Origin of the sequence: Kitasatospora cineracea, from assembly GCF_003751605.1 — a bacterium.
Lineage (GTDB): Bacteria > Actinomycetota > Actinomycetes > Streptomycetales > Streptomycetaceae > Kitasatospora > Kitasatospora cineracea.
In genome coordinates this window covers 1197831-1224813 of the sequence record NZ_RJVJ01000002.1, presented here as the reverse complement: position 1 = coordinate 1224813, position 26983 = coordinate 1197831, and the positions used below count along the sequence as shown (strand labels likewise).

The 26983-nt window shown below is 68.6% G+C and carries 21 protein-coding genes, 1 tRNA gene and 3 pseudogenes; 15 read left to right on the top strand and 10 right to left on the bottom strand.

Going from position 1 to position 26983, the window contains the following annotated elements:
- Positions 1 to 7: 7 nt before the first annotated feature.
- The gene (locus EDD39_RS31695; protein ID WP_162870279.1) at positions 8 to 892 is read right to left on the bottom strand and encodes a helix-turn-helix domain-containing protein; all 885 of its coding nucleotides are present in this window, start codon (positions 890 to 892) and stop codon (positions 8 to 10) included.
- Positions 893 to 1241: 349 nt separating this feature from the next.
- Between EDD39_RS31695 and EDD39_RS31690 the strand changes: the two genes are divergently transcribed.
- Positions 1242 to 1769: a YbhB/YbcL family Raf kinase inhibitor-like protein gene (locus EDD39_RS31690; RefSeq protein ID WP_123562634.1), complete on the top strand. Its 528-nt coding sequence runs from the start codon at positions 1242 to 1244 to the stop codon at positions 1767 to 1769.
- A 53-nt stretch (positions 1770 to 1822) separates the two neighbouring features.
- On the opposite strand, the gene EDD39_RS31685 is transcribed toward EDD39_RS31690, so the two are convergent.
- On the bottom strand, positions 1823 to 2542 hold the full coding sequence (locus EDD39_RS31685) for an SDR family oxidoreductase (protein ID WP_123562632.1): 720 nt from the start codon (positions 2540 to 2542) through the stop codon (positions 1823 to 1825).
- Between the two features lie 80 nt (positions 2543 to 2622).
- Here EDD39_RS31685 and EDD39_RS31680 point away from each other — a divergent pair, with 80 nt between their 5' ends.
- The 3 genes from EDD39_RS31680 (at position 2623) to EDD39_RS31670 (ending at position 4874) form a co-directional block, all read left to right on the top strand.
- Positions 2623 to 3237 (top strand): TetR/AcrR family transcriptional regulator, encoded by a 615-nt coding sequence (locus EDD39_RS31680; protein WP_123563456.1) that lies wholly within the window; start codon positions 2623 to 2625, stop codon positions 3235 to 3237.
- A gap of 93 nt (positions 3238 to 3330) precedes the next feature.
- Positions 3331 to 4653, top strand: coding sequence for an MFS transporter (locus tag EDD39_RS31675; protein WP_123562630.1), 1323 nt, complete (start codon positions 3331 to 3333; stop codon positions 4651 to 4653).
- A 147-nt stretch (positions 4654 to 4800) separates the two neighbouring features.
- Positions 4801 to 4874: transfer RNA gene (locus EDD39_RS31670), tRNA-Pro, on the top strand.
- A 159-nt stretch (positions 4875 to 5033) separates the two neighbouring features.
- Here EDD39_RS31670 and EDD39_RS31665 read toward each other — a convergent pair.
- Positions 5034 to 6254 (bottom strand): site-specific integrase, encoded by a 1221-nt coding sequence (locus EDD39_RS31665; RefSeq protein WP_162870278.1) that lies wholly within the window; start codon positions 6252 to 6254, stop codon positions 5034 to 5036.
- Positions 6255 to 6897: 643 nt separating this feature from the next.
- Here EDD39_RS31665 and EDD39_RS31660 point away from each other — a divergent pair.
- The 4 genes from EDD39_RS31660 to EDD39_RS31645 all read left to right on the top strand — a co-directional run bounded on the left by EDD39_RS31660 (position 6898) and on the right by EDD39_RS31645 (position 11438).
- On the top strand, positions 6898 to 8592 hold the full coding sequence (locus EDD39_RS31660; protein WP_244257441.1) for a KAP family P-loop NTPase fold protein: 1695 nt from the start codon (positions 6898 to 6900) through the stop codon (positions 8590 to 8592).
- A 128-nt stretch (positions 8593 to 8720) separates the two neighbouring features.
- A complete protein-coding gene (locus EDD39_RS31655; RefSeq protein WP_123562624.1) occupies positions 8721 to 9422 on the top strand; it encodes a hypothetical protein in 702 nt (233 codons plus the stop codon).
- 257 nt (positions 9423 to 9679) lie between these two features.
- On the top strand, positions 9680 to 10690 hold the full coding sequence (locus EDD39_RS31650; RefSeq protein WP_148089570.1) for a 7-cyano-7-deazaguanine synthase: 1011 nt from the start codon (positions 9680 to 9682) through the stop codon (positions 10688 to 10690).
- Entirely contained in the window at positions 10674 to 11438 is a 765-nt protein-coding gene (locus tag EDD39_RS31645; RefSeq protein ID WP_162870276.1) for a TatD family hydrolase, read from the top strand. Before EDD39_RS31650 ends, EDD39_RS31645 begins: the two co-directional genes overlap by 17 nt.
- Before the next feature lie 53 nt (positions 11439 to 11491).
- Here EDD39_RS31645 and EDD39_RS31640 read toward each other — a convergent pair whose 3' ends face one another.
- Positions 11492 to 12370: a pentapeptide repeat-containing protein gene (locus EDD39_RS31640; RefSeq protein WP_123562618.1), complete on the bottom strand. Its 879-nt coding sequence runs from the start codon at positions 12368 to 12370 to the stop codon at positions 11492 to 11494.
- Positions 12371 to 12516: 146 nt separating this feature from the next.
- On the opposite strand from EDD39_RS31640, the pseudogene EDD39_RS41595 reads away from it, so the two are divergent.
- Together EDD39_RS41595 and EDD39_RS31625 are read left to right on the top strand one after the other, a co-directional pair.
- Positions 12517 to 13001, top strand: a pseudogene (locus tag EDD39_RS41595) (transposase); the annotation flags it as partial.
- A 251-nt stretch (positions 13002 to 13252) separates the two neighbouring features.
- Entirely contained in the window at positions 13253 to 14092 is an 840-nt protein-coding gene (locus EDD39_RS31625; protein WP_123559957.1) for an IS5 family transposase, read from the top strand.
- A 28-nt stretch (positions 14093 to 14120) separates the two neighbouring features.
- On the opposite strand, the gene EDD39_RS31620 is transcribed toward EDD39_RS31625, so the two are convergent.
- Both EDD39_RS31620 and EDD39_RS31615 read right to left on the bottom strand, forming a co-directional pair.
- The gene (locus tag EDD39_RS31620; RefSeq protein ID WP_123562614.1) at positions 14121 to 17123 is read right to left on the bottom strand and encodes a protein kinase family protein; all 3003 of its coding nucleotides are present in this window, start codon (positions 17121 to 17123) and stop codon (positions 14121 to 14123) included.
- A gap of 5 nt (positions 17124 to 17128) precedes the next feature.
- Entirely contained in the window at positions 17129 to 18121 is a 993-nt protein-coding gene (locus EDD39_RS31615; protein WP_123562612.1) for a hypothetical protein, read from the bottom strand.
- Positions 18122 to 18299: 178 nt separating this feature from the next.
- On the opposite strand from EDD39_RS31615, the gene EDD39_RS31610 reads away from it, so the two are divergent.
- Together EDD39_RS31610 and EDD39_RS31605 are read left to right on the top strand one after the other, a co-directional pair.
- Positions 18300 to 18821, top strand: a complete 522-nt coding sequence (locus tag EDD39_RS31610; protein WP_162870274.1) for a transposase — start codon at positions 18300 to 18302, stop codon at positions 18819 to 18821.
- Between the two features lie 36 nt (positions 18822 to 18857).
- The gene (locus EDD39_RS31605) at positions 18858 to 19466 is read left to right on the top strand and encodes an IS3 family transposase (protein ID WP_123562608.1); all 609 of its coding nucleotides are present in this window, start codon (positions 18858 to 18860) and stop codon (positions 19464 to 19466) included.
- 286 nt (positions 19467 to 19752) lie between these two features.
- Here EDD39_RS31605 and EDD39_RS31600 read toward each other — a convergent pair whose 3' ends face one another.
- Positions 19753 to 21033 carry a hypothetical protein gene (locus EDD39_RS31600; RefSeq protein WP_123562606.1) on the bottom strand — a complete coding sequence of 427 codons (1281 nt, stop codon included), beginning with the start codon at positions 21031 to 21033 and terminating at the stop codon, positions 19753 to 19755.
- A 906-nt stretch (positions 21034 to 21939) separates the two neighbouring features.
- On the opposite strand from EDD39_RS31600, the gene EDD39_RS31595 reads away from it, so the two are divergent.
- On the top strand, positions 21940 to 22620 hold the full coding sequence (locus EDD39_RS31595) for a DUF429 domain-containing protein (RefSeq protein ID WP_123562604.1): 681 nt from the start codon (positions 21940 to 21942) through the stop codon (positions 22618 to 22620).
- Positions 22621 to 23377: 757 nt separating this feature from the next.
- On the opposite strand, the gene EDD39_RS31590 is transcribed toward EDD39_RS31595, so the two are convergent.
- Entirely contained in the window at positions 23378 to 24412 is a 1035-nt protein-coding gene (locus EDD39_RS31590; RefSeq protein WP_162870273.1) for a tyrosine-type recombinase/integrase, read from the bottom strand.
- Positions 24413 to 24625: pseudogene (locus EDD39_RS42815) on the bottom strand (Arm DNA-binding domain-containing protein); the annotation flags it as partial.
- A 954-nt stretch (positions 24626 to 25579) separates the two neighbouring features.
- Between EDD39_RS42815 and EDD39_RS39965 the strand changes: the two are divergent.
- Positions 25580 to 25741 carry a hypothetical protein gene (locus tag EDD39_RS39965; protein WP_162870272.1) on the top strand — a complete coding sequence of 54 codons (162 nt, stop codon included), beginning with the start codon at positions 25580 to 25582 and terminating at the stop codon, positions 25739 to 25741.
- 30 nt (positions 25742 to 25771) lie between these two features.
- Here EDD39_RS39965 and EDD39_RS31585 read toward each other — a convergent pair.
- A pseudogene (locus EDD39_RS31585) lies at positions 25772 to 26675 on the bottom strand (transposase).
- Here EDD39_RS31585 and EDD39_RS39960 point away from each other — a divergent pair.
- Positions 26619 to 26948 carry a hypothetical protein gene (locus EDD39_RS39960; RefSeq protein ID WP_162870222.1) on the top strand — a complete coding sequence of 110 codons (330 nt, stop codon included), beginning with the start codon at positions 26619 to 26621 and terminating at the stop codon, positions 26946 to 26948. The pseudogene EDD39_RS31585 and the gene EDD39_RS39960 overlap by 57 nt on opposite strands.
- Positions 26949 to 26983 lie beyond the last annotated feature (35 nt).

Sequence of the window (26983 nt, the reverse complement as noted above, 5' to 3'; positions counted from 1 at the left end):
CGGGGCTTCAGGCGGCGGTGATCGGGCGGACGGTGGTGGTGTGCGTGGCGGTGAGGGCGGCGGTGTGGGTGGTGACGAGGTGGCGGAGGGCGCGGTCGGTGGCGGGGTCGGCGGGGGTGAGGGTGAAGAGGCGGTGGGGGCCGGTGGTGAGGATGTCGTAGTGCAGGCGGAGGTCGCCGGCTTCGGGGTGGCGGACGCGTTTGGTGCCGGTGGCGCGGTCGAGGACGGTGTGGTCGTCCCACCAGAGGGTGAACTCGGGGCTGTGGGAGCGCAGTTCGGTGAGGAGGGCGGTGAGGCGCGGGTCGTCGGGGTGGTGGGCGGCGGCGGTGCGGAGGTGGCCGACGGTCTCGCGGGCGACCCGGGGCCAGTCGAGCTGGGTGGTACGGGTGGCCGGGTCGAGGAAGAGCATCCGGGCGGTGTTGTCGGTCGCTCCGGTGCCGAAGCCGGGGCCGAACAGGGCGCGGGCGGCCGGGTTGTGGGCCAGCACGTCGAGCCGGTGGTCGGTCAGGTAGGCCGGGAACAGCGGTATCCCGTCCAGCAGTTGGCGCAGCGAGTCGCGGACGAGGGCGTGCGGCGGGCGCGTCGCGGGCCGGACGGGGGTCTCCCGGCGGGCGATCAGGTGCAGGTGGCGGTGCTCGTCCGGGGTGAGGTGCAGGGCTTCGGCGAGGGCGTCCAGGACGGCGCTGCCCGGGGTGCCGACCCGGCCCTGTTCGAGGCGGACGTACCACTCGACGCTGACGGCGGCGAGTTGGGCGACCTCCTGGCGGCGCAGCCCCGGGGTGCGGCGGCGCGGCCCGCGCGGCAGGCCGACGTCCTCGGGCTGCAGGCGGGCGCGCTTGGCCCGGAGGAAGGCGGCCAGTTCGGCCTGCGGGGACGGGGCGCGCTCGGTCATGCTCCCGATCATCGGCGCGGGCCGGGCGGGCCGTCCAGTGCCGAGGCTGGTACGCCGGGTGCCACCATCCGGCGGGCCTCCCCGACTGGCGCGGGGCGGGGGAGGGTTGGTCCGTCCGAAGCCAGTTCCGACGATCGACGGGGAGTCCCGCGTCATGTCACGTCCGTTCCGCACCCGTGCTGTTGTCCGTGGAGGGGTCCCCGCTGTCCGCGGCGAGGGTCCCGCTGCCGGGGGAGAGGTCTCCGTCCGGCGTTCGCGCCGTTACCGCAGCGCTTACCGCACCGCCGCGGTCGCGCTGTCCGCCGCTGCCGTGCTGACGCTGCTGGGGGCCGCCGATTCGAGTGCCCAAGTGGGGAAGAAGGAGGTCGAGTTCGGGCGGGTGTCGGTCCGTTCCGGGGTCCCGGTCGGGGCGGCGCGGTTCACCGTCACCAGCCCGGACATCGTCAACGGCCGTTTCCCGCAGGAGCACTGGGCGAACGCCTTCGGCTGCGACGGCGGCAACCAGCCGCTGCGGCTGGCCTGGAGCGGCGCCCCGGCCGGCACCCGGAGCTTCGCCGTCACGATGTTCGACCCGGACGCGCCGACCGGCTCCGGGTTCTGGCACTGGCTGGTCTGGGACGTCCCCGCCACCGCCACCGGGCTGGGCGCGACGCCGCCGGCCGGGGCGGTGACGGGCGCCGACGACGCGGGCGTGCAGGGCTACTTGGGCCCCTGCCCGCCGGTCGGCGACCGTCCGCACCGCTACCGGATCACCGTCTACGCCCTGGACACCCCGAGCCTGGCACTGCCGGCCGCCACGCCCGCGGCCGTCACCGCGTTCAGCATGAGCGGCCACGTGATCGGGCACGCGCAGACCACGGCGCTGGCCGCGCGGTGAACCGGCGGGCGTCGGACGGACCGACAGTCAGGTGAATTTCCAGGCGCGGTACGTCAGTTGAGCGGGGCCAGGTGGAGCCCGCCGTCACTCTCCAGGACGGTGCCGGTGAGGTTGCGGTTGGTCGCGGCCAGCACGATCGCCTCGGCGACGTCCGCCGGGGAGGCGATCCGGCGGGTCGGCAACTGGGCGGCGGCCTGGGCGAAGTAGGCGTCCCGGGCGTCCTGCGGCAGGCCGTTCCACCACGGGGTGTCGACCAGGCCGGGGGAGACGGCGTTGATCCGGCGCGGGGCCAACTCCCGTGCCAGCGGCCGGATCATCGCTTCCAGAGCCCCGTTCACCGCGGCCAGTCCGGCGGTGCCGGGCATGCCGGTGCGGGCCGAGATCGCGGTGACCAGGGTGATCGACCCGTCCTCGGACAGGTGCGGCAGCGCGGCCTGCACGGTGGTCAACTGCCCCCAGAACTTGGCCTCGAAGGCGCCGCGCAGGGCGTCCAGGTCGAGTTCGGCGAACGGCCCCGCGCCCTCGGCGCCGCTGAGCGAGACCACCAGCCAGTCCAACGTGCCTATGGTGGACAGGACTTCGGCGATCTGCCCGCGGTCGCCGCCGTCCGCCCGGTGCCCGATCAGCTCCGGGTCGCTGACCGCCAGCGCCTCCAGCCGCTCCTTGCTGCGGCCCGCCACGTGCACCGCGGCGCCCCGGGCGCGCAGTTGGCGGGCGGTCTCCAGCCCGATGCCCGAAGTGCCGCCGACGACCAGTGCGGTGCGCTCGCCCATGTGGTTCCTCCCCAGTGCGGGTCGCGGCCCGTAATTTCGAACCGCGACGTCTCGTCTCGAATTACGGTAGCGTGGCCGCCGTGATCGAGCAAGCGCGCCAGGAGCCGCAGCAACCGTCCGACCGAGCGTCAACTCCCGTACGGGCAGGCCGCCGTCGCAGCGAGGAGAGCCGCCGCGCGATCCTCACCGCCGCCTACGAACTGCTCGCCGAGGCCGGGTACGCCCGCCTCACCGTCGAAGGCATCGCCGCCCGGGCCGGCACCGGCAAGCAGACCCTCTACCGCTGGTGGCCCGGCCGGGCGGACGTCCTGCTCGAAGCCGTCACCGCGCACGCCCGCCAGCACATCCCGCTGCCCGAGACCGGCGACCACGCCGCCGACCTGCACGCCTTCCTCGCCGCCACCTTCGCCGCCGCCACCCCGCCCACCACCGACGCCCTGCGCGCCCTGATGGCCGAGGCCCAGATCGACCCCGCCTTCGGCGAACGCTTCCACGACACCCTGCTGCGCCCCCGCCGCGAAGCCCTCGGCACCCTGCTCGCCCGCGCCCACACCGCCGGCGCGCTCGCCCCCCACCTCACCCCCGCCACCGCCACCGAACTCGCCTTCGGCCTGCTCTGGTACCGGCTCCTCGCCACTCACGAACCCCTCGACGGGCAGCTCGCCACCCTCCTCACCCGCACCCTGCTGCGCTGACCGCCCGGCAGCCGGGGCGTCCGCCTGTTTCCGGCGGATGTCCAGCCGCACCCCGCCCGCAAGCCCGTCGAACGACTGAACGAGCATGGCGGGGTGCCCACCGAAACGCCCTCCCGACCGACCCCGCCGCCCGACCCCTCCCGGCCGTCCCCGCCACCGGCCCCCGCCCGGACCGGACTGCGCCGCCTCACCCGCGGCGCCTTCGCCGACCTCACCCCGCTGCGCCACAGCCCCGACTACCGGCGGCTCTGGTTCGGACAGACGGTCTCCTCGATCGGCCAGCAGATGACCACCCTCGCGGTCGGCATCCAGGTCTACTCCCTCACCGGCTCCACCTTCCTCACCGGCCTGGTCGGCATCTGCTCCCTGGTGCCCCTGGTCGTCTTCGGCCTGTACGGCGGCGCCATCGCCGACCGCGTCGACCGCCGCCGCCTCGGCCTGATCGGCTCCGGCGGCCTCGCCGCCGTCTCCGCACTCCTCGCCGCCCAGGCCCTGCTGGACCTGCGCTCCATCGCCCTGCTCTACGCCGCCGTCGCGCTCCAGGGCGGATTCTTCGCGGTCAGCTCGCCCGCCCGCTCCTCGATGATCCCGCGCCTCGTCCCGCGCGAGCAGCTGCCCGCCGCCAACGCCCTCAACACCATCGGCATGAACCTCGGCCAGACCGTCGGCCCGCTCCTCGGCGGCGTCGCCGTCGCCGCGTACGGGGTGCAGAGCGCGTACCTGGCCGACACCGTCGCCTTCGCCGCCACCCTCTACGCGATGTGGCGCCTGCCCGCGATGCGCCCGCAGACCACCACCGGCAAGCGCGCCACCGTCCTCGACGGCCTGCGCTTCCTGCGCACCCAGCCCAACCTGCGGACCTCCTTCGCCGCCGACCTCGCCGCGATGATCTTCGGCCTGCCGCGCGCCCTCTTCCCCGCCATCGTCCTCCCCTTCTACGGCGGCGACGCCGGCACCGTCGGCCTGCTCGCCGCCGCCCCCGCCGTCGGCGCCCTGGCCGGCGGCCTCTTCTCCGGCTGGATCGGCCGCATCCACCGCCACGGCGTCGCCGTCCTCACCTCCGTCGCCGCCTGGGGCCTGGCCATCGCCGCCTTCGGACTCGTCCGCAACCTCCCGCTCGGCCTGCTCCTGCTCGCCGCGGCCGGCTGCGCCGACACCGTCTCGATGATCTTCCGCAACACGATGATGCAGGTCGCCGCCCCCGACGAGATGCGCGGCCGCCTCCAGGGCGTCTTCATCGTCGTCGTCGCCGGCGGCCCCCGCCTCGGCGACTTCGAATCCGGCACCGTCTCCTCCCTCACCACCCCCACCCTCTCCATCCTCACCGGCGGCCTCGCCTGCGTCGCCGTCGTCCTCTACCTCGCCCTCCGCCGCCCCGCCTTCCGCCACTACGACGCCCGCCACCCCACCCCCTGACCACCCCCCGCCCCACCCACCCGCCACACCCCCGAAACCTGGCAGCGAGCACCCCCCGACGTGCTGTATTGTTTTCCACGTCGCCGAGAGATCGGGGACGAGGTCGGAAAGCCGAGGAGCCCGCAAGGGCGACTGGGAAGACGACCACGGGACGTGGCGCAGCTTGGTAGCGCACTTGACTGGGGGTCAAGGGGTCGCAGGTTCAAATCCTGTCGTCCCGACTGTGAAGTCGGTTGTGAGAGCGGGTACTTGGGAGACCAAGTGCCCGCTCTCTCTCGTTTTCCGGCGGCCGGTGGTCGCAGGGTGGTCGCGCCCGGCGCTCTGACCTGGCTGTCTGCCGACGTGGTGAGTGCCGGGTGAGCGCGTTTGCTGACACTCGGTCAGATACTCTCGCGGGGAAGGTCTGCATGGTCGAGCGCGTCGGCGAGGGCGGCGACGGCTTCGCGGGCGGCCTGGGGAAGCAGGTGGCCGTAGATGTTGACGGTGGTGGCCAGTGTGGAGTGCCGCAGGGTCTTGGAGACGACGGTGAGCGGCACCTGGGAGCTGATCATGATGGTGGCGGCGGTGTGCCGCAGGTCGTGAAGGCCGATCTTGGGCAGGCCGATCTCAGCCGAGCGTCGGTGCAGGGTGTGCAGGAGTCGCTTGGGGTTGATGGGGCTGCCGTCAGGCCGGGTGAAGACCATGCCCTGGAGGTGGGGGTCGTCGGGGTGGGTGCTGCGCTGGCGGGCGGCTTGGCGGCGTAGCGCGGCCGTGACGCGGGGCGACAGGCTGACCCAGTTGCGGCTGGCGCGGGTTTTGGGCGCCTGCAGCGTAAGACGGGCGTTGTTCACCAAGGCCACGGTCCAGCGCACGAACAGGATGCGTTGCTGGAAGTCGACCTCGGGCCAATGCAGGCCCAAGACCTCGCCGCGGCGCATGCCGGTGCCGAGGATGACCTCGAAGATGTCGGCGTAGGTGTCGTTGTAGGTCTCGGCGTTGTGGCGCAGGAAGGCGGATGCCTGCTGCGGTGTCCAGCACCGGCGTTCGGGTGCGACGGGGCGCTTCAGCGCGGAGTTGCGGGCGGGATTTCGGGCCAACAGGTCGGCGCTGACGGCGGCGTTCATGGCACTGGAGAGGATGGTGCAGCAGCGGTGGACAGTGGGACGTCCGCGGCCAGCTGCCAGTTGCCTGTGGGACCAGGCGGCGACGTGTCGGTCGCGTAGGCCGCACAGGGGCAGTGAGCCGAAGGCCGGTATGAGGTCGTGGTGGACGTGGCGGTGATAGCCGGCATAGGTAGTGACTTTGAGGACCTCCTGCTTGGAGAGCAGCCACTCGGTCAGGTACTCGGCGACGGTCAGGGTCTCGTTCAGTGCGATGCCGGTGCGCTCGACCGCCAGGAACAGCTGCAGGGCGGCCAAGGCCTCGTTCTTGTCGGGGAAACCGCTGCGGCGGCGGGTCTCGCGCTTGCCGGCGGTGGCGGGAAGGTCGACCGCATAGGCCCAACGGCCGTGGTCGGAATGGGCGTTCAGCCTCGGGCAGCGGGCACCGTACTGGCGGCCGGCCGTGTCACGGCAGCCGCAGCGTCGGTAGACACGCCCGCGCTGCGAATCGGTCTGGTTCACGGAATCGACTCCTTGTGTGATCGGGTCGATCCAGCTTCACAGCGGAGCGCCCTGGCGCGACAGGGGCGGATCATGGCGGCAGGAAGGCGAACCGCGAGACCACGTGGCTCGGTGAGCTGCAGTTATCCCCTTAAGAATCGAACAAGGGGAGGTGCTGTCGATTCGGCGATGCATTTCTGAGGCGCATCGACTCGAATTCGGTAGCGTTGATTAATCAGGGAGAAGGGGGCCGAAGGAGTTATCAGGGAATCCGATTCTCGATCCTGCCCCTGAAGTCTGCCGAGCGCACCCTGGGCCTGCTCCTCGCCGAGTTCGGTGCACCATCGGCCTCGTCAGCGAGGCCTTCGAACCCCACCGCCCCTGTGCCTGGCTACACAACCCGGCGTCGGCCTACACGACCTCCTACGAGCACTGCCCCGCACCCGAGGACCCTGGTTCAGGAGACCTGACTGCTGCTCTGCCAGTTCTTGACGTGGTCCTGAGGCTCCGACACCATCGTTGAACGGTAACTTCCCCAGCGGCCACTTTTCGTCGATTGTCGGCGATGATGTGTTCGGCCGCCCGCGTGTGCATTGGTCGCACGATCCGTGGCCGGACTGTGGAAGAAAGCGCTGTGGCGGCGCAAGGAGGCACAGTGGGTGACATGCAACTATGGGATGACAACCCTACGATGGTTGATCTTCTCGGGTTCACGCCGATCGTCGACACTGTCGTCGCTGCGCTAAACGCACCCGCGCTGGACCCGGTCACGATCGGTGTGCAGTCCCCGTGGGGCGGGGGAAAGTCGACCGTGCTGCGGATCCTCGAGGGGAAGCTGCGTCAGCAGCCCGGCACCACGGTGGTCCGTCTCGACCCGTGGGAGTTCGACGACCAGTTCGATGTGCGAGGCACCGTGATTGCCGAGGTCCTGCAGCACCTGCTGTCGACTTACGGCAAGGAACATGAGGACCTGGACACTAAGGTCACCACGCTGCTGGATCGCATCGGTTCGTCACGCGTCGCAGCGAGTCTGAGCCAGGGCAAACTCGTAGCCCAATCCAAGGAACTGATCGAGGCGCTCACTCCCAAGTCCAAGAAGGACACCAAGAGCCTTGCTGGCTTCCGGGAAGCATTCGCCGAACTCATCGACAGCATTGTCGGGTTGAAGAGGCTCGTGGTTCTCGTCGACGATCTCGACCGGTGCCTGCCCGACGCCGTCATGGCCTCGCTCGAGGCCATCAAACTGTTCCTGTCGGTCAAGAAGGTGGCCTTCGTGCTGGCTGCGGACCAGGAGATGGTGCGCGAGTCGATTGCGGCCAGCCTTGACGCGACCGGGCGAGGCGAGCGATTCGCGACGCGGTACCTGGAGAAAATCGTCCAGGTGCCGCTGTCGCTGCCTCGCGTCGGGACCGATGAGGCTGCAACCTATATCACCCTGCTTCTATCGGCCGGTCTGTGCCCAGAGCCCGCCAACTACGAGGCGCTGGTGCAGCACGCGCAGCGCCGCCGTGCCCTCGGCCTGTCCCCGGTCCTCTCCGATCTGACGGGCCTACCGTGGGCACCGGACCCCGATACGATCGGCCTTGCCAGCCGGCTTGCTTCCGGCATGGCTGCCCACCGCGCGGGAAGCCCTCGCAGCATCAAGCGGTTCCTGAACGCATTCTCCCTGCGTAGCAAGATCGCCGAGGGGCAGGGCATCACCATCGAGCCGGCGGTGATTGCGAAGCTGATGCTGTTGGAGGACAGTCATGCCAAGGACTTCGAGGTCCTCGCCAGCTTGCCCGACAGCAGCAGGGGTGCATTGCTCGAGCACTGGCAGGCGTGGGGACGCGGCGAGCGCGAAGACAAGCCAGAAGGAATCAGCGACGCGAGCAAGCTCTGGGCAGCTTCGGAACCGGACCTGGCCAGAGCCCCCTTCGGCCCGTACCTGACGCTTGCCGCATCACTAATTAGTCTGGAGGTGGCCGCCACGCTTACCCAGGAGCAGCTCACCTGGGTCATGGACCTGGCGAGTGAAGCGGACCTCGACCGCCGGCAGACACAGGAGTTGATCGTCACCCGGCCCGTTACCGAACAGCGTGCCGTAACCGAAGGGCTCGTGCAGCGCGCACGCCGGGAGACGAAGGTGGACCCCCTGGTCGAATCGCTGGTCTACCTAGCCCGGCACACCGAGGAACTGCGCACTGAGATTGCCGAGGGTCTGTGGCACGTACGTGACATGCTCACCCCGGCCGGAATCTACGACATGAGCCAGAGCGACGTTCCAGAACTGATCGCAGTGGTGGCGAAGTTGGCGGACGCTACCGACATCGACGCGATGCTCCAGCAGGCAGCGGTCGAAGCACGTGACCGCGGCTGATGGGAACATCCGGAGCTTACGGCGGTAGTGGGTCGACGAACTGGGCCGAAGCACACGATGCGTTCGACGCGCTGCCCGCCTCACCGGCTCAGGACGGGACAGGCCTCGACAACCTTGACCCCGCCCAGATGCTGGCTCTTGATGCCGTCCTGCAGTCGGTAGCCACCGCCCTGCAAAAGGAGGACGCGGACCGCGGCCGCGCCCCCACTGGCGGCTATCCCCTCACCGCCCTGTCCGCCGCGCGCGCCGGAAGCGGCGGTGCAGGTGGCAGGGCATCGGATAGCGGCCTGGGACGCGCCGGTGGTGGCTCCGCGCGGGCGGTCGTCAGAGGCGCCGCCCGGGGTGCGGCTGCCCTGTCTGGTGCCTACGCGTTGCGCGATGGCGACGCGACGCAACTGCGGGAAATCGGCCTCGACCTCGATGAATTGCGCCGCCTTCCGCCGCGCAGCCAGATCTCCCGCATCCTGCAGGCTGTTCTTGGAGACGCGGGGCACCCTGACGACGCAGCCTTGCGCCGGGCTACTGTCCAGCACGTCAAGGACATCGTGCTCGCCCCGGAGCCCCCATCGCCGGAGGACAGCCTGCGAGGACTGGTCGCCCAGTGGATCTATGAACTCAGCCTCGTCGAACTCGCCTCGCAGAAAGCCCGTGACACCATCAGTGCCAAGGACGTGGTCCGTAAGCAGGAGTGGCTGCGTGGCTGGCTCAAACGCCGGGTCCGTGATATTCGCATTCCGGATGCCAAGCGAATGACGGTCAAAGAGTTCACCAGCACCGCTGCCAATGTGACCGAGGAGGCACTGCGCATGCTGCGCGCCACACGCACGTGACGTCCGCCGTCGAAGTCCTGCCCCACGACGGGCGGCCGCAAGTACCGTCCGCCACATCCCTGCGCTGGTCGAGGACGGCAGCAGACAGCCCGACCGACACCGTCACCTGCACCCTCGGCTGGGACCTGGGTCCACTGGGACATCCACCCGTAGTGGCCGCTGACCTCACCCGCATTGCTGCAGCCGCTTACCTTGCCGACCGAAGCACCCCGCGGCCCACTACCTTTAGCAGGACGATCGCACTGACGGTCCACACGGTGGACCCGGAGCCCTGGAACGCCCAGCCTGGCCGACTCGTCGAGGACCTCCTTACCTGGCTGACCGGCGACCAGTGGCAGTTGACCGCTGCTGCGGCCTCCGCACCGGACAACGCCCCGGCCCCTATTGCCACAGCCGACGACGTCATGCTCCTCAGCGGTGGCATGGACTCCCTGTGCGGCGCCGCGGACCACCTCGCAGACGGCCGTTCCAGGATCCATCTCAGTCACTACGACGCCAGTACCGCCATCCGCCATGCCCAGACCACTGCTGTCAGCTGGCTCAACACCCGTGCCACCCAGCCGATTCGGCACCTGGCCCTCAAAGTATGCCAAACCGGCACACCCCGAGAAGCATCGTCTCGTAGCAGAAGCCTACTGTTCGCCGCCCTCGCCTCCACCGTGGCAGCCAGCGCGTCGAGCCCCCACGTCATCGTCCCCGAGAACGGCTTCACCAGTATCAACCCGCCCCTGACCGCAGCCCGAGGCGGCGCTCTGTCCACTCGATCGACCCATCCCGGCACCTTCGCCCGTCTGAACCAACTCCTAACCACCCTGAGCCTGCCGATCCACATCTCCAACCCCTACGCCTACCTGACCAAAGGGCAGCTACTCACACGCGCACACCAGCGCACCGACGGCGGCGTCCTCGCCGCAACCGCAGCAACCCTCTCCTGCAGCAAGCTCGACGGTGCCCGATACACAGGCGGCAACCCCAACCACAACTGCGGGCTCTGTCTCGCATGCCTGGTCCGCCGCGCCGCGTTCACCGACGGGCCCTACCCGGATCCCACCCCCTACCTTGTCGACACCCTCGCCGATGATGCGCGTGGGAATCTGCTGCGTCGCCGCCGCAGGGACATGCGCGATATCCAGCAGCTCCTGCTGACAGGAATCGACGACACCGACCTGCTTGCAGTGGGGGACGTGCCCCTCGACACCGACATCGACGCCGTCATGGACCTGTGCCAACGCGGTCTTCAGGAGCTCAGCCGTGTCCCTCTACCCTGATGACCTGCCGTCGCTGGACTGCCACGCGCACATCGCCCCAGACGTCACACCCGCCCAGATCAACGCCCTCGCTGGTGCCGTTGTCTTCGCCGTCACCCGCACTCCCGCCGAAGCCGCCTTCGCCGGCAGACGGCAGGACAGCACCCTGGTCTGGGGAAGTGGCGTCCATCCCGGCGTGGCCGCGGCCCTGCGCGACTTCCAGCCCCAGCAGTTCAGCAGCACCCTGCGCACCCACTGCCTCATCGGCGAAGTAGGCCTCGACCGTCGCGGCGACCTCCAACGCCAGACCCAGGTCCTCACCGAAGTCCTCGCTGCTGCTAAGGACGAACCAGTTCTCCTGTCTCTTCACAGCACCGGGCGCACCGGACCCCTCATCGACTTGCTGACGACGAACCCACACCCAGGCGCTATCCTCCACTGGTTTCTGGGAAGCCCAGAAGAGCGCCAGCAAGCGCTCGACCTGGGCGCATATTTCTCCGTCAATGCGGCCATGCCGGACGAAGCTTTGGCCACCATTCCCCTCCATCGCCTGCTGCCCGAGACAGACTTCCCGGCCAGTAGACGTGCCACTGGAGCAAAACTCCCCGGAGTCACTACCCCTCTGGAAGAGCGCCTTGCCCGACTTCACCGCACGACGACACCGGCGATCAGAAGACGCCTGTGGCAGAATCTGCGCGAGCTCACCACCCGTACCCAGGTGCTGGACCGGCTCCCCGAACCCGTCGTAGACCTCATCCTCGAGGCCTGACCTATGAGGGGCCAGGGCGACCACCTGCACCGCAGGCCCTCACACCAACATCCCTAGTCCGCCGCCCGCCCCGCGACCTCGGCATTGGAGGAGACGCCAGGTGGCAGCCTGCAGCCCCGCAGACTACGCGCGCGTAGCAGTTGCCTGACTTCAAGGCCACGTGCCTCGGACAGATCTGCCTCGTCCAGACCCGCATCTGACAGGTCAGCTCCTTCCAGATTCGCGCCGGACAGGTTGGCCTTGGACAGGTCCGCGCCCGACAAGTCCGCCTTGGCCAGCTCGGCACCCAAGAGCGTGGTCCCGCCAAGCAGAGCTCCGCGCAGTGAGGCACTCGTCAGCTGGGCACCTGCCAGGTGGAGCTTTGTCAGGTCCACCTGAGGGCGATCGGCTTCCGAGCGCCACCACGGGCGGGCAGTGGTCAGGACTCGCAAAGCCTCTGTGACCGTTTCTTCTGGGTCCTTCGGGAGCTTTGCCGCTTCGAGGCCTCCAGAGCGGTCCGCTGGGTTCGCGCGGCGTCGCACGTAGGCGTTGAGGACCCGCGCCGCATGTACCCCCTGCTCCGGCGCATCCTGGACGATCTGCTCCATTGCGAACACGCCCCCCAGGCGCACGTACGACTCGTCCGCGCTGAGCCGCTCCAACGCCTTCGTGAAGCGGTCGGTTACCTGCCCTCGTCGGCTCAGACGGTAGGTGCGAGCGGTATACAACAAGGCGATGCTGGCTCCCACCGCCGCAATTACCTGCAAGACAGCCGAGCGGACCTGCCCCTCTGCTGCCGTGCGGGCCGCCCCGTTCATGTCCGCCCAATCGGATCCCGCGAGCCAATGCGTCAAATCGCGGCTCACGGGTGTGAACGCGAGCAGCAGGGCCCCCACCACCACGACCATCCCTGCGGCGACCGCGATTACGAACCGGAAAGTCTTCCAAGTCATGGGGAGTTTCTACCGCGTCGGCGAGCAATGTTGTACTGCCCCGGGCCGCTCCATGAGGTGCCCAGGATCGGATCCGGAATGCCTCGGGCTAGTACGCACCCGTTCCCGTGGTGGTGGTCCCCAGCTGCAGCCATCTCTTTCCCACCGCGACCAGGGGTTTCGACGCGGGCAAGAAGGTCAAGGGCCGCAAGCGGTTCATCGTCACCGACACCCTCGGCCTGCTCTTGGCCGTCCACGTCGTCGCCATGAACATCCAGGACCGCGACGGCGCCAAGCACCCGCTGCTGTGGACCCGCCTCGACCATCCGGGAGTTCAGAAGATATGGGCGGACCAGGGCTTCGCCGGCGCCTCGTGGAGTGGGCCCGCGCAATCCTCGGCCGCGAACTGGAGATCGTACGCAAGGCCCCGGACCAGCGCGGATTCCAGGTCCAGCCCAAACGTTGGGCCGTCGAGCGGACCTTCTCGTGGGTCACCGCCCACCGACGCCTCGCGCGGGACTACGAGCAGCAGCCCGCCCGCTCCGAGACCATGATCCGCTGGACCATGATCTGCATCATGGTCCGCCGACTCACTCGAGGCGAACCGGCCCGGCGGCCAGGCCCACGACTTCTTTCACGCACCAACCCGTGAGATCTCAGACACGGTCTCACTGGGCGTTTCACCCGTAGTCGGGATGGTTCATCTTGATTTCCAGGGAGTCCGGGCTGCTGACGTTCGGTGACGCTCGGGGTCCTGGTGACAGGAGTGTCGCTGTTACATCTATGTCCGCCGGAACTGTGCGGTTGCTCCTGTCTCGTTCCAGGAAGCCGAGCCCGTCCGCTTCTGTCCCCCGGGCACCGCGAGTCCTGGGCAGCGGGGCAATCCCGCAGTATGCCGTTGTCATGACGGATCGTCGACCGTATCCGAGTGACCTGTCCGACGCCCGCTGGGCCTTGGTCGAACCCACCCTCACCGCCTGGCGTCGGGCCCGCACCGAGCGGGCCCTCGCGTTCGGCCGGCCTCCCGAGCACGAACTGCGCGACCTCCTGGACGCGATCCTCTACGTCGACCGCACCGGCATCCCCTGGCGCTACCTCCCGCACGACTACCCGCCGTGGGAGACCGTCTACGCCTACTTCGCCCGATGGCAGAAGGAAGGCGTGTTCGAGCAGCTCAACGGGCTGTTGAGGCGTCTGGTCCGCACTGCCGAGGGCCGCGGTCTTGAGCCGACGGCCTGCATCATCGACTCACAGAGCGTGAAGACCTCCACAAACGTCCCCGCCTCCTCGCAGGGCGTCGACGTCGGCAAGAAGATCGTCGGCAGGAAGCGCAACATCGTCACCGACACGATCGGCCTGCTGCTGATGGTCCTGGTCACCGCCGCGAGTGTGCAGGACGGCGCCGCCGGCAAGCAGTTGCTGACCGCGGTCGCCACCGAGCACCCCGCCGTCCACAAGGCCTGGACCGACATGGGCTACAAGAACGCCGTCGTCGAACACGGCGCCACCCTCGGCATTGACGTCGAGATTGTCCGCCGCGACCCCGCCACCAGGGGATTCGTCGTCCAGCCCCGCAGATGGGTCGTAGAAAGGACCTTTGGCTGGCTCATGCACCACCGCCGTCTCGCCCGCGACTACGAAGCCCTCCCGGCCCGCTCCGAAGCCATGGTCCACGTCGCGATGATCAGTCTCATGACCCGCCGACTCACCGGCGAATCAACCCCGACCTGGCGCGGAACATGAGCTCTGAGCGCTGGGATGAAACGCCCAGTCAGGGATAGAGTCCGTCGTTGAGTTTCTTCAGCGTCGCCGCTCCAGGGTGAGTACTGCTTTGGCGATTGAGATCATGCGGTGCGGCTTGCGCCGGGGCAGCGGAAGATTCGCCACCGGGCGGCCGAAAGATGGCGCCGAGGGTGATTGCCCGGGCTAGCGTGAACGGTGCGTCCTCATCGCCGCTGAGGTACTCGATGGTGGCTTGCAACGCAGTGGCGCCGCTGGACGCGGAGTTGTCGCGCTGTGCCTCCCGCAGACTCTCCTTCGCGGCGGTGACATCACCGCGCACCAGTTCGGCGTAGCCCTTGGCGATCCAGGCGTTCTCGTCTGTACGGTCAAGCCTGACCGCCTCGTCGGCCAGATGCAGGGCGATCTCTGGTTGTCCGCGGTTGAGCCGGAGTTGGGACAGCAGGATGAGCGTGGTTCGGCGGCTGGTGACGTCAGGGTCGTCGTGCACTTGCTCTGCGGCGAGGTCGAGCCGGTCCGCCAAGATGTGACCACCTGGGTCCTCGCGGGTGTAGTCGATTTGGTGCGACGAGCTGTTCACCCGGCCCCCGAAGATCTTGCGCACCTCCACCAGGTAGTCCTCGACTGGAGCCGGTGGCATTCGCGGGATGTGCCGGCTTCCCTGGGGGCACAAGTAGATCGCGCCGATGGGCTGGTGGTGGGACGTGAATCTACCGACGGATATGCCTTCCACGAAGGCGAGGACGACGGCGGCGTGATCTGGGGACACCGGATCCAGTCCGTGTCGCCGGGCGGCCTCGTGGACACGTTCGATCTGCGCGTCGGTGCCTGGTTCCCACGGTTGGACAACGAGGCACCGGCCCTGGCCGTCGGCAGGCTCCTCGGTCATGTCCAGGGCCTGGCCAATCGCGTCGTGGAGCTCCCGGTGCGGCTCGTCCAGCAGCGGGGAGACGTCGCTTCTGGTTTCGCAGCGGACACAGGTGAACGCGGTACCCACAGGCCGGTTCGTCAGGATCTCGGTCCCGCAGCCGGAGCATCTGGTGCAGACAACGGGTGCGCCCCTCATTTTCGCTGAGGTGATCGTCGTGACCATCTCGCGGTGGCGGGCGGTAAAGTCAGCGACGAGGTCCGGCTCGTCGCCGTCGGTGTAGTAGTCGAAGGTGTAGAAGCGCGCGTCGTCGATCTCCACCTGCAGCTCGTCGTAGTTGAGCGTCTCCCCGACCGCACCGGTTGCTGTCAGGGCAGTGGCTTCAGCCGGTTCCAGTTCTCGGGCGTTTGCCAGGATGTCGAGGGCTGCCTGCCAGGCGTCATCGACCCGCTCGGCGCCGAACTGGCGGTCCGCCTCGGCGCGGTAGGAGTCGGGCTTCCTGTCGTCGGCGGCGATTGCGCAGGCCAGGCGCATCGCGAGCACGTCCTGGGTCAGGTCCCCGCACTGCATGGCGTGGTCAAACGCGGCGACTGCCAGGCCTGGCTCGCCAAGCTGGGCAAGTAGTTCCCCCAGATTCCGGTGGTGCGAGGCCCGGCCGGGAGTGAGCTGCACTGCCCGTTGCATCGCCTCGATCGCCGCGTCCGGCCGCCCCTGCTGAAGCCGCAGCACGCTGAGAGCACGGAAGCCTTCGGCCAGGCGTCCCTCGTCGTGCTCGCCTGCCATGGCGGTGATCAGCAGCTGTTCGCCTCCGTCCAACCGGCCGGAATTGATCAGAGCCATCGCTACGATGGTCTTGGCTCGCCGGGCCGCCTCGTCCGAGGCGGCGTCCGCCACGAGTTCCCGTCCCAGGTCCTCGGCCTCGCGGAAGCGTCCCATGTTGACCAGGAGCACAGCGATGTCGAACCGGATGTTGCGGATGGCGTCCTCATCGGGGCCGTAGATCATCGGTCGGCCCGTCTTCTCGGTCTCCCACCGCGCACGGGCAAGCGCCGTCTCGAAGCTTTTCAACGCCTCGAAGTCCCGGCCCATGCGCGTCAGGGCAAGTCCGTGCATGTGCCAGGCGCTGCTGAGGCGCTCCTTGGCGGGTTGGCTCTCGATCAGCTCACGGAGCAGGTCCCACTCCTCGATGCGGGCCAGACTCTCGTAGTCGGGGAAGACCACTGAGTTGGTGATGTTCAGTATGGCGAGCAGTTGATAGGCGCCGTATCCCCTCCGCACGGCTGGGTCCGACTCGTCGAACGTCCGCTTGAGGCGTTGGGCGATCTCCGCGAACCCGATGGGCCGTTGTTCTGGGGCGTCGGCTGTGCACCGCAGCGCCAGCTCGGCGATCAGGTCGAGCGCGGCCGTATGCGGGCCGGAGTCGGCAGCCTGGCAGTTGTCCAGGAGCTGCCGCAGAATGATGCCGAAGGCATAGATGTCGGTCGCCAGGGTGAGGCGCGCGTCCGGGCGCCGTGCTTCCGGCGCAAGATACGGGGGTGTACCGGGCAGGCTGTCCTGTCCCCACCCGTGCCGGAGGGTACTGGCGAGACCGAAATCGGTGATCAGCGGTGCGCCCGCCTGAACCAGGACGTTCTCCGGCTTCAGGTCACCGTGGACGAACTCGGGATGGACGTTGAGCGCTGTGGACATGCTCTCCGCTACCGCCCATGCCAGAAAGCCCGCTACAGGGACTGGCAGCTGAGGGCCGTTGACGACATCGAGCAGGTTCGCCACATCGTCGTCATCAGGCAGCACGGCCGCGGTGACCAGGGTGGGCAGGCCGCCGACCCAGAGGATGTCGCTGGAGACGAAGCCAGGGAGGGCCGTCATGCGTACCGCCAGCACGCACTCGCGCAGGAACGCGCGGCGGCGTACCGGGTCTAGGAGTACCTGACGGGGGATCTGCTTGCAGACGAAGGCAACGGGTGGGTCCGGTTCGTCCGTCGGGACGCAGAAGTAGATCTCGCCGTGTCCGCCGCTTTGGATTGCGAAGACCTCGTAGGCCGGCCCAAGGTGTCCGATGATCGGCATTTCGCGGGTCACCGTGCCGTCGGTCACCAGCCGGGTGCGGATCCCGCTCGCCTTGCGGGGAACGAAGATCTCACCGGGGGTGGCCGCGGGGTCCATGACGGCTACTCGCGCGGTGCCTGGTAGACGACGCCCGGTGTCGGGATCCTCTCGACCGCCGGGGAGGTCAGTACTGCGCGCTTCACCGCCGCGAGGAGCTCGTCGCCGAGCGCAGCGGTGAGCTGCTGGACGGTCTTGGAGGGGGTCTCCAGGACACCGAGGAACAGGAGGCGGCCGGTCACGACCGCCGACCCCAGCCGGATCGCAGCGACCCGCGCGGCTTGGACCGCCGCGAGTTCACGCCAGTCGAAGGCGACGAAATCCTCCCCGCGGCGCCCGACGTAGATGGCCAGCGGGCCCTCGATCTCCGCCGCAAGACCTGCTCGCTGCTGGTCGAGCAGGGCACGGACGCCGGTCGAGGGCGACCGGATCAAGGCAAGGAGAAGGTGCGGCGTGTGGAAATACGAGTTGGTGGTCTGGCAGGTGGCCTTAGCCTGTTCCAGAGTCTCGCGGAGCGGGTCGGCCAGCGGGACATCGCGCGACAGGACAGCGGTGCCCAGTTTCTGCAGGTCAGTCAGCTGTGACTCCATTTTCCCCAGAACAGCAAGCACGACGCGGTTGTTCAGCGGGCTCTCTGCCTCGCCGGCCATGGCACGAATCTTCTCGGGGATGTGCCGGGTGACGCCCTTGACGACGTCCGGGTAGTGAACGGGGAATGTGGCCAGATCCCAGCCTGCTGCCTCGGCGGCCTCGGTCCAAAGTCGCACGACGGCGTCGTGGTCTTGTTGCCCGAGAAGGTCGGCTCCGAGGTCGGGCTGTTCCTCGACCAATTTCTGGACCATGAGTAGGACGTGCTGCACGACCTCGACCGGCACCCCGTAGGCGCAGACTTCTTCGACACCCTGCTCGACCGCCTGCCTGATGGCCTTCTCCATGGCGCGTGTCCCGGGCTTGCCGAACACGGCATCGCGTGCCGCTGCGATGATCGGCTTCGCGACCTGGCCGAACAGAGTACCGGCGAATTTCGCGACGATCGTGGTAGTGATTGGATCCAACACCGCTACTCCCAGGGGGAGGATGGCGAAGCCGACATCTCAACGCTACTCGGCGAGCTGCGGTGTCGCCGCTCCTGGAGCGGAGTGAGGGCAGGCCGTGGTGAGCCCCTGGGTGGCCTTGATTCGCTTTGACGGACACCCCTGATCAGGGGCTTCGGCCCCGTTAAGGATGATGTCCGTCATGGAGAGCATGGGGAAGAAGAAGCCACGCCCTCGCCGCTCGTTCACTCCGGACTTCAAGGCAGAGATCGTCGAGCTGTGCCGGCGCGGGGACCGCTCGGTCGGTCAGGTCGCCAAAGACTTCGACCTGACCGAGACCGCGGGGCGCGACTGGGTCGGGCAGGCCGAGGTCGACGCCGGCGAACGCGACGGTCTGACCGGCGACGAGCGCGAGGAACTGGCGAGGCTGCGGCGAGAGAACCGCCGCCTGCGGGAGGACGTGGATATTCTCAAGCGTGCGACGGCTTTCCTCGCTCAGGAGACCCACCCGTTCATCGAGGCGGAGAAGCAGGCGGGTCACAGCGTCAAACGGGCGTGTGAGCTGCTGCAGGTCTCCCGTGCCGCCTTCTACGCCCGCCGCACTGCCATACCCGGCCCCCGCGCGGTCCGCGACGCGGAACTGACCGAGAAGATCGCCGAGGTCCACCAGAGCTCGCGGGGCAGCTACGGATCCCCGCGCGTTCATGCCGCGCTCCAGCGCTAAGGCGAGCGGTGCGGGCGCCGCCGCATCGCCCGGCTGATGCGCCGATCCGGCCTGCAGGGCCGCCACCGCGGACGCCGCCAGCGCACCGCGATCCCCGATCCGCACGCTGGCGCCCGTCCGGACCTGGTCCTGCGGGGCTTCCAGCCCGACCCGCAGGCGATCGACACGCGTTGGTGCGGCGACATCACCTATATCCCCACCGACGAGGGCTGGCCCTACCTGGCCACCGTCATCGACATCGCCTCCCGCCGCGTGGTCGGCTGGGCCACCGCCGACCACCTGCGGACCGAGCTGGTCGCCGACGCCCTGCGGGCCGCCTGCCGCACCCGCCGCCCGACCAAGCCGGTGGTCTTTCACTCCGATCGCGGCTGTCAATACACCAGTCGCAAATTCGCCGTCTTGGCAAGCGAGTTCAACGTTCTACTGTCAGTCGGCCGCACCGGCCAGTGCTGGGACAACTTGCTCGCCGAGTCCTTCTTCGCGACGCTGAAGCGAGAGTTGCTAGGCGACCGGCCCTGGCCCAGCCGAGCAGCAGCCCGGACCGCGATCTTCGAGTGGATCGAGGGCTGGTACCACATACGAAGGCTGCACAGCAGCCTCGGCTACCGCAGCCCCGCCGAATACGAGACCGTGCTGGCGGCCTGACCACCGCAACCACGGTGTCCGTCAAAGCGGAGCAAGCTCAGAGGTCGTGCCGCTGCCTCGTCGCGTCGCACCGACACGATCCCTTGTTCATGCCTTTGAGTCTCCGGCGGCGCTGCCCCTCAGGGTGCGTCCCGGGCCGGGTCGTAAAGGCACCGTGGACGACAGGGAGGACTGCGCTTTGAGGCGGCCGCGTGGCGCGGTGGACATGTATTCCGGCTACTTTCGGTCGCCTCTCGATTCTACGCCGTAATGTCGCAGACGCGCGGGGTGCGAGAATTCCAGGCTGTCAATCCTTCCGAGGTGCGGACCATGATTGAAGGAATGCCATGGTCCTGGTATCGACGTCCCAGAGCTGCGCGGCTGCTTCCAGTGCTGGCGTGACAGAGAGAGCGTCAACTGGGAGCGACCTGGCCTTCAGGGGCAACGACTCCGTATTGCCGTCGGCCAGCTGCCTGATCGCATGTGCTGCCTCGGCGGGCATCGCCAGAACCTCGTCGACCAGCGGGTGTGCCTCGTGAGTCTCCTGGCCTCTGGGGCCCCAAGTTGTTCTGATCCAGCGCCAACCGTTCACGGCGCCCCAGACCAAAGCGTGGCCGAAGAATTCGTAATTGTGCGGTAGTGGAGCCGGCGTCAATCGGATCGTGGCTTTCGGCACGCGGGATAGATGTGGATCCCGCCCGTACGAAGGCGCGTAGCTGATGTTTGCGCCGATTCGTATCGGGCCGAGCTCTGCAATGACCATTTCGATGTACGAGCGGTGGGGAAACTCCGACTCAAGCCAGGCAGCCACGTCGGAGCGCCACGACGGCATCGCGTCCTCGCCCCGCACCCCGGTGGTTCCCCCAGGCGAGGAGTAACCAATTCCGCCCTGGTCCCGGATCGTGGTGCTGACCTTCAGCATCGTTTCGGTCTCCCAGATTCGAAGACCCACCAGATTTGCGTCCTCGTCCCAACAGGGATCGAGGTCGGCCTCGGTCAGATCGCCTGAGAGCATCCGGTCCAGCTTTCCCCCTCGCGGGTTGCGGATGTTGTCCCAGTCCTCAGCTGAGCTGAAATGCATGACCCATACATCCTCGGACCCGTAGGGCCACCGGGCGATGACACCGTGGTCATGCAGGTGAATGAATGTCCGGGAGGCCATCGTGTAACCGATTTCCAGGGGCATCAGCCACGTGAAATGATCCTCACGCCAGGTCAAAATCCCATCGCCCGCGTCCGAATGCCCCGGGCCGGGATAGACCTCTGGCGTAAAGTTCTCAGGAAGGCCAGCAGCCAGCTTTGCGCGATTTCCCTCCCGGTCCTTGTCCGCTCCCGGGGTGGCGCCGACCTCGACCCTGAACACTTTCAATAAGCCGTCGCAGATCCACATGTGGATCTGCGCCAAGGCCCAGACCTGGCCGTCCGTCCAGGCGTCGTTGAACGGCATGCCGACCGCATCGGCATAGTCCCATCGTCGCTCAATGATCAACTTGTCTCGAGTCAACGACAGCGCTTCCCGGAGCGCTGGGTCCTTGCGCCATTGGCGAGCGCGGAACTCCGCCATGCGTTCGTGCCAGGTCTTGGCCATGATCTATTCCTCATCAGTTGGTCCTTGCACAGACCCTACGAGGTGCCTCCGACGAGTCGCCCGCTGCCGCCGCTTCCCCGCTTCGCCTCCAGCCCGGAGTTTTGACAGGCGGCCCTTCCGCCGGGCGCGGCTGGCCGCGCCGCGGTCGGAGCGGGGCAGCCAGCGGTCACTGGCCCACGGGGCGAGCTGCCTCGCCTCTCAAGTGGTTGACCATCAGCCCCTGTTGAGCACGGGACTGCAGCACGTGCCGCTCGGGCAGCAGCAGCCGGCCAGGTCCGACGCGGCCCGGCAGTGACCTCCTGCACGATGCCGGCCTTCCGGGCGAGACGTGATCAACACGGCCCTCCGCGTCAACTCCGCCCCCGTGGGTGCCGCACGGTACGCCTGCGACCGGCGGTAGTAGTGCAGGCCGGGTCGGCGAGGATCCGGTTCACCCGCCACCGGTACAGCACCCGGGCAGTGTCGAGGGCTGCGGCCCTGTTCGGAGGGCCGACGGTGGTGGGGCCGGTTGTCGGGTCGGTGGAGTGCCAGGCGATGCGGCCCTCGGGGCGGACGAGCCGGGGCTGCCGTCGGAGTCGGAGGCGATGAAGTCCTTCGGGTTCCTCGCGCTCGTGAGGACCGCGGTGGAGCGGTAGCGGTCGCTGCGGCTGGGAGGCCGGGTGACGAAGGATCCCGGCATCGACGCCGACAGCGCTTACGGGCAGCTGCTGCGCCGGCTGACAGCATAGGGCGCGGGCGCGCGGCACGCCCCCGTCGTCCCAACGTCCGCTGTCCGAACCGCACTTCGCGCTCCGGAACCCGTCCGTGACAGGCTGGGCATCACCGTCTACGAGGTGACGGCGGACGGAGCGGTCAACCGGCACGGGACGTGATCACCGGCCGGCCGTACGGACGACAGGAGTCCTGATGGAGGTCGTTGGCGTCGATGCTTGCGGCAAGCTGGGCTGGGTGGGCATCAGGCTGGTGGACGGCCGCTACGCGGGTGGTGTCGTGGACGTCAGGCTGGAAACGCTGATCGCCCGGACGCCGCAGGCCCGGGTCGTCGCGGTGGACATGCCGTTGGGACTCATGGGCGAGAAGTGGCGGGATGCCGACCACGGTGCGAAGGACCTGCTCGGTGCCCGCCGCAGCAGCGTGTTCATGGTGGCGCCGGAGGCCGCGTGGCAGGAGGCCACCCACGCCGACGCGTCCGAGGTCTGCCGGCAGCTCACCGGAAGCGGGCTCAGCGCTCAGGCGTGGGCCCTGCGGGACAAGCTGCTGGAGGCCCGCGCGTGCTGGACCGCCGATCCCGCGAGGGTCTTCGAGGTCCATCCCGAGGTGTCGTTCTTTGCCCTGGCGGGCAGGACGCCGCTGCTGTTCCCTAAGAAGACCTGGCGCGGCCAGATGCTCCGCCGGAACCTGCTCGCCGACGCGGGCATCGGCCTCCCCGACGCGCTCGGCGAGGCGGACCGGGTGCCGGTCGACGACGTCCTGGACGCCGCCGCTGCCGCCTGGTCCGCCCACCGCATCGCCACCGGGGCCAGCAAGAGCGTCCCCGCCGTCCCCCAGCTGGACGCCGGCGGGCGGGCCGTCGAGATCCGCTACTGACCCGCGGTCGCAGGGGCGATGACGGCCTTCAGCAGGGCGGCGTCATGGTCGCGCAGTCTGTAGGCGTCCTGGCCGCACCGCGGGGCCGTGCGGTAGCAGAGGCGGGCCTGGTGGCGATCTGCGGCTCCTGCCCGTCATAGAAGACCGGTGTGGGCGGGACGATCGGGTGGACGGCACGTTCTTGCCGCGGCTGCGCCAAGCGAGGGCCGTGGTGCCGTCGGGCGTGCGCTGCAGCAGCAGGCTGCCGAGGGCCTGGCTGCCGTTACGCACGCCGAACGACAGCAGGCACAGCCGGACCCCGGCGGCGAGGTGTGCGGCGTCGCCCTCCACAGTCCGCGACCGGCCCAGGGTGATTCCGGCGACGAGCTTGGCTGCCCGGCCCCGGTACACGGACGGACGAGGTCGGTTGGGCGCCCTCGACGCCGGGGCGGAAGGAGTGCGGCAGCATCGCCTTGATCAGTGCCTCCAGCAGGAGCCAGAGGTCCAGTCGAGATGGGGGAGGAGGCGTCGGGGTCATGGCTCGGGCGTTGGCGCCCGAGGCGGTGATGGCGGAAGGCGACGCTCGTCCTGGTATGTATCCGGCAGGTTTCGTCCGCCCGCCCGCAGAAGACGGCGGCGAGCTTCCATGCGAGGTTGTGGACATCGGCGATGCTGCGGTACCGGCACAGCGGATGTCGACTTGGGGCCGCTGGGCCCGGAAGCCACTGCGAATGATCGAGGCCGACAACGCAACCTACGAGCCGGCAGAGCGGGTAGATCACGCTGCCCGCTGGAAGACGCCGCCACTTGCCTGATCAGCCAGTAGCGCGTCGGCACGGTCAAGGGCGATAGAGAGTGCTGTGACGGCTTCGTCGGCGGAGTCCTTGAGGAGGTGTCCGTAGAGGTCAACAGTGATGGCGAGGTTGGAGTGGCGCAGGGTCTTGGAGACGACGGCGAGAGGGATGCCAGCGGCGATCATGATGCTGGCTGGGGTGTGTCGCAGGTCGTGAAGGCCGATCTTCGGCAGGTCGAGTTCGGCGGTGCGTTTGCGGAGCTGGTCGAGGACCCACTGCGGGCGAAGCGGCGAGTCGTCCGGGCGTGCGAAGACCAGGCCTTCGAGGCGCCCGTCGGCATGTGCGGCCATCTGAAGGTTGGCCTGGCGGTGGAGCGCGGCCATGGCTCTGGGAGCGAGGCTAACCCAGGCACGGCTGGCCTCGGTCTTGGGCTCACCGAGGTGGACCTTGCCGTTGTTCACGGCCGTCAGCGTCCAGCGGACGTAGAGCTTGCGGTCCATGAGGTGCACGTCGGACCAGTGCAGGGCGAGGATTTCGCCGCGGCGCATGCCGGTGCCGAGCATGACCTCGAACAGGTGGGTGAGCCGGTCGGCGTAGTGCTCCGCGTTGTGGCGGAGGAACGCTGCGGCCTGGTCAGGGGTCCAGCAGGTGCGCACCGCGGCGCGGGGCTTGGCGGGGACGGAGTGCTTGGCCGGGTTGTAGCGCAGCCGCCACGTTCGCACGGCGTGGTTCAGGGCGCCTCGCAGCATGGCCACCGCGTGGTGGACGGTGGTGCGCCCGCGGCCGGCGGCGAGCTGCCTGCTCACCCAGGCGTCGATGTGCTTGGGCCGCAGGTCGAGCAGCAGCATGCCGCCGAACGCCGGGACCAGGTCGCGCTCGATGCACGCCCGGTAGCCAGCCCAGGTGTTCGGGGCCAGCGCCGGCCGCTTCGCCTCCAGCCACTCGTACAGGAACACCCCGACGCGCAGCGTCCGGTCCTCGTACACGCCCCAGTACTCGGCATCCAGCACCCGCGCCATCTCCCGGGCCGCCTCCGCCCGGCTGGCGAACCCGCCCCGCCGCCGAGTTCGACGCTTGCCGTCCTCCCTCGCCAGGTCCACCGCGTACGTCCACCGCCCGTGCGCGGTATCGGCGGCCAGCCGCGGACACCACGAACCCAGCTGCTTCCCGGTGTTGCTGTCTTTACACCCGCACCTGCGGTACACCCGACCACGCTTGGGACACTGCGCCATGGGCTCCTCCTCGAACCAAGTGGTGATGGCGTGTCCAGAGTTGCGGGAGTGGTGCGCGTGGCGGCAGAGCGTGCGGGGCGGGGCGTGGAGTACAGCGAGATCGACCGCCTGGGACACGCGCCGGCGACACGCCGTGAGGGTGATCATGCTGTGCGGATGGTGGGTAGGGCTGCTTGATCGCGCGGTATCGGTCCGCAAGGAGTCGCCGCGCGACGAGTGGCTGCGGACCGGGAGTGCATGTCTGCTGGTCGGCCGTGGGTTGTTGGGTTCGTACAACCCGGAGCACGCATGCCGCGGTGATGGCGGGTCTCTGACGGGTCTTCGGGGTGTGCCACGGCGAGCGTCGAGAATTCTCGTGGGCCTGTGGGGAATGGCTGGCTCTGGGATTTCCAGCGGCCGTTCTATGGCTGCCCTTCGGCCGGTTCGGCCTAATTCTTCTCGGCAGCCATCGACGTCCTGTCGGGAAATTTCTGGATGGTCCGCGGGAACCACTGGATCCGCGACTGGGGCGGCGCTACCCTTGAGACATGGACGCCGCCCGGACCCTTCGTCAAGCCCCTGAGCTGGGGACCAGCTGGGGACCACACGTCATGCGCGCCGTCGCACGAGGTGCGCGAAGCGCACTCATCTGCACACGTATGACGTGCATGTGAGCGCAATTCAGGCAGGAATAGGGAAACCTTTCCTGACTGGGGGTCAAGGGGTCGCAGGTTCAAATCCTGTCGTCCCGACAGAGATGTCGGAAGGCCGTTGATCGGGAGAAATCCCAGATCAGCGGCCTTTTCTGCTGCGCGCCTCTTGATGCCGCCACCTGCCCCTGCCATGCTTCGGGCCATCTTGCCAGGGACCAGCCGGGGACCGCGTGCCGGCCGGGCATAGCCGGGAGGGCAATTGGGCAGAGCCTCATCGGGAAAGAAGTCGGCGCGCGAAGCCGGGAGGACCCGGGACCACACGGTGCCGCAGATGTACCTGCGGCGGTTCGCCGAGCACCGCGGCCGCCGTCAGCACGAACTGACCGTGCGCAGGACCGCCGCCATCGACGAGCCGTTCCCCGCGATGGTCGGCAACATCCTTGCCGAGCACGGCTATTACGAGTTGGTGCGTGATAGCGGGTGAGGGCTGGATCGCCTGTCGGAGGGCTGTGGTTCACACCTTGGCGGTGCGGTCGGAGACGAGGCCGGCGATGGCGCGGTAGGTGTCGGGCAGGTTGTTGCGGCGGTGGGTCCAGCGCAGGAGTTGCTTCCAGCGTTTGTGGTCGGCCAGGGCGTGTTCGACGGTGATGCGGTCGGAGGAGTGCTGGTGGCGGGCCTGTTCCCAGTGGGCGTGGACGTCGGCCAGGGCGCTCTTGTTCGGTTTCCTCAGCGGCGTGATCGCCTGACCGGGGTGATCGCGCCGTAGGCCGAGGTAGCCGTCGTCGAGGAGTACCTCCACCTCGGGGAAGTGTCGGAAGCAGTCGGCGATGCCTTCGTTGCGGGCGGCGGTCGCATCGTGCATCCGCCCTGGTCGCAGGGCGTCGGTCCACAGGGTGCGGCCAAGGTGATCGGCGATCACGGTGGCCTTCATCGTGTTCTGCTTCTTCTTGCCCGACACGAAGGCCCGGCGCCCGCCGCGGCCGGCCACGGGCCGGCGGACCTGGATCTCGGTGGCGTCCAGCCGCAGCTCGACACCCTCGGCCTGCGCGTAGGCGAACACGTCCGCCAAGGTCCGCAGGCGCACACCGGGCCGGGCGGGGGCCGCGCAGCCCCGTCGGGCGAGCAGGGTGCGGATCTCCCCGATCGCCTGGGTGACGGTGGAGCGGTCAACGCCGAACAGCAGTCCCAGCACCGCATGCGGAAGGTCGTGCCGCAGATGGATCAGGGTGGCCACCACCCGGTCGGTGAAGACGAGTTGGTGACGGGCGCCGGCGCCCGCGGCCCGCGCCCCGCACCTTGTGGCGGCCTCCCTCGACTACGGCCTGCCACGGCTCGGCCAACTCGGCGATCAGACTGCCCAGATGGCGCCGGGAGACACCCGTGAACAGCCGATGCGTCAGAACCGCCCGATTGACCATGATCTGCACGCCGCGATCATGCCACTCACCAGCGCGGCCACCTCACCCGCTATCACGCACCAACTCGTAAGGGTTGTCCCGCAAGATCATGTTCACCGCGATGGCGCTCTGGTAGCCACGAAGGTTGCAGCCTCCCATGGCCGCCCGCCCACGGCGATGACAGAGGTCAGCAGCATGATGAACTCCGTGACGAACAGTGCGGACATGCATCCGGACCGGATCCCGGGTTACGACGGCAGTCCCCTGGCCCACCTTCCCGAGCTCCTCGACTAGGCCGTTTCTCTCGGATCATCCGATCGTTGGACTGG

Coding starts and splice junctions, on each gene's coding strand:
- EDD39_RS31610 (WP_162870274.1), top strand. CDS start 18,300: ATGGAGAGCATGGGGAAGAAGAAGCCACGCCCTCGCCGCTCGTTCACT.
- EDD39_RS31640 (WP_123562618.1), bottom strand. CDS start 12,370: ATGACTTGGAAGACTTTCCGGTTCGTAATCGCGGTCGCCGCAGGGATG.
- EDD39_RS31620 (WP_123562614.1), bottom strand. CDS start 17,123: ATGGACCCCGCGGCCACCCCCGGTGAGATCTTCGTTCCCCGCAAGGCG.
- EDD39_RS31600 (WP_123562606.1), bottom strand. CDS start 21,033: ATGGCCAAGACCTGGCACGAACGCATGGCGGAGTTCCGCGCTCGCCAA.
- EDD39_RS31590 (WP_162870273.1), bottom strand. CDS start 24,412: ATGGCGCGGGTGCTGGATGCCGAGTACTGGGGCGTGTACGAGGACCGG.
- EDD39_RS31695 (WP_162870279.1), bottom strand. CDS start 892: ATGACCGAGCGCGCCCCGTCCCCGCAGGCCGAACTGGCCGCCTTCCTC.
- EDD39_RS31660 (WP_244257441.1), top strand. CDS start 6,898: ATGCAACTATGGGATGACAACCCTACGATGGTTGATCTTCTCGGGTTC.
- EDD39_RS39960 (WP_162870222.1), top strand. CDS start 26,619: ATGGCGCCGGGAGACACCCGTGAACAGCCGATGCGTCAGAACCGCCCG.
- EDD39_RS31655 (WP_123562624.1), top strand. CDS start 8,721: ATGCTGGCTCTTGATGCCGTCCTGCAGTCGGTAGCCACCGCCCTGCAA.
- EDD39_RS31625 (WP_123559957.1), top strand. CDS start 13,253: ATGACGGATCGTCGACCGTATCCGAGTGACCTGTCCGACGCCCGCTGG.
- EDD39_RS31595 (WP_123562604.1), top strand. CDS start 21,940: ATGGAGGTCGTTGGCGTCGATGCTTGCGGCAAGCTGGGCTGGGTGGGC.
- EDD39_RS31685 (WP_123562632.1), bottom strand. CDS start 2,542: ATGGGCGAGCGCACCGCACTGGTCGTCGGCGGCACTTCGGGCATCGGG.
- EDD39_RS31605 (WP_123562608.1), top strand. CDS start 18,858: ATGCGCCGATCCGGCCTGCAGGGCCGCCACCGCGGACGCCGCCAGCGC.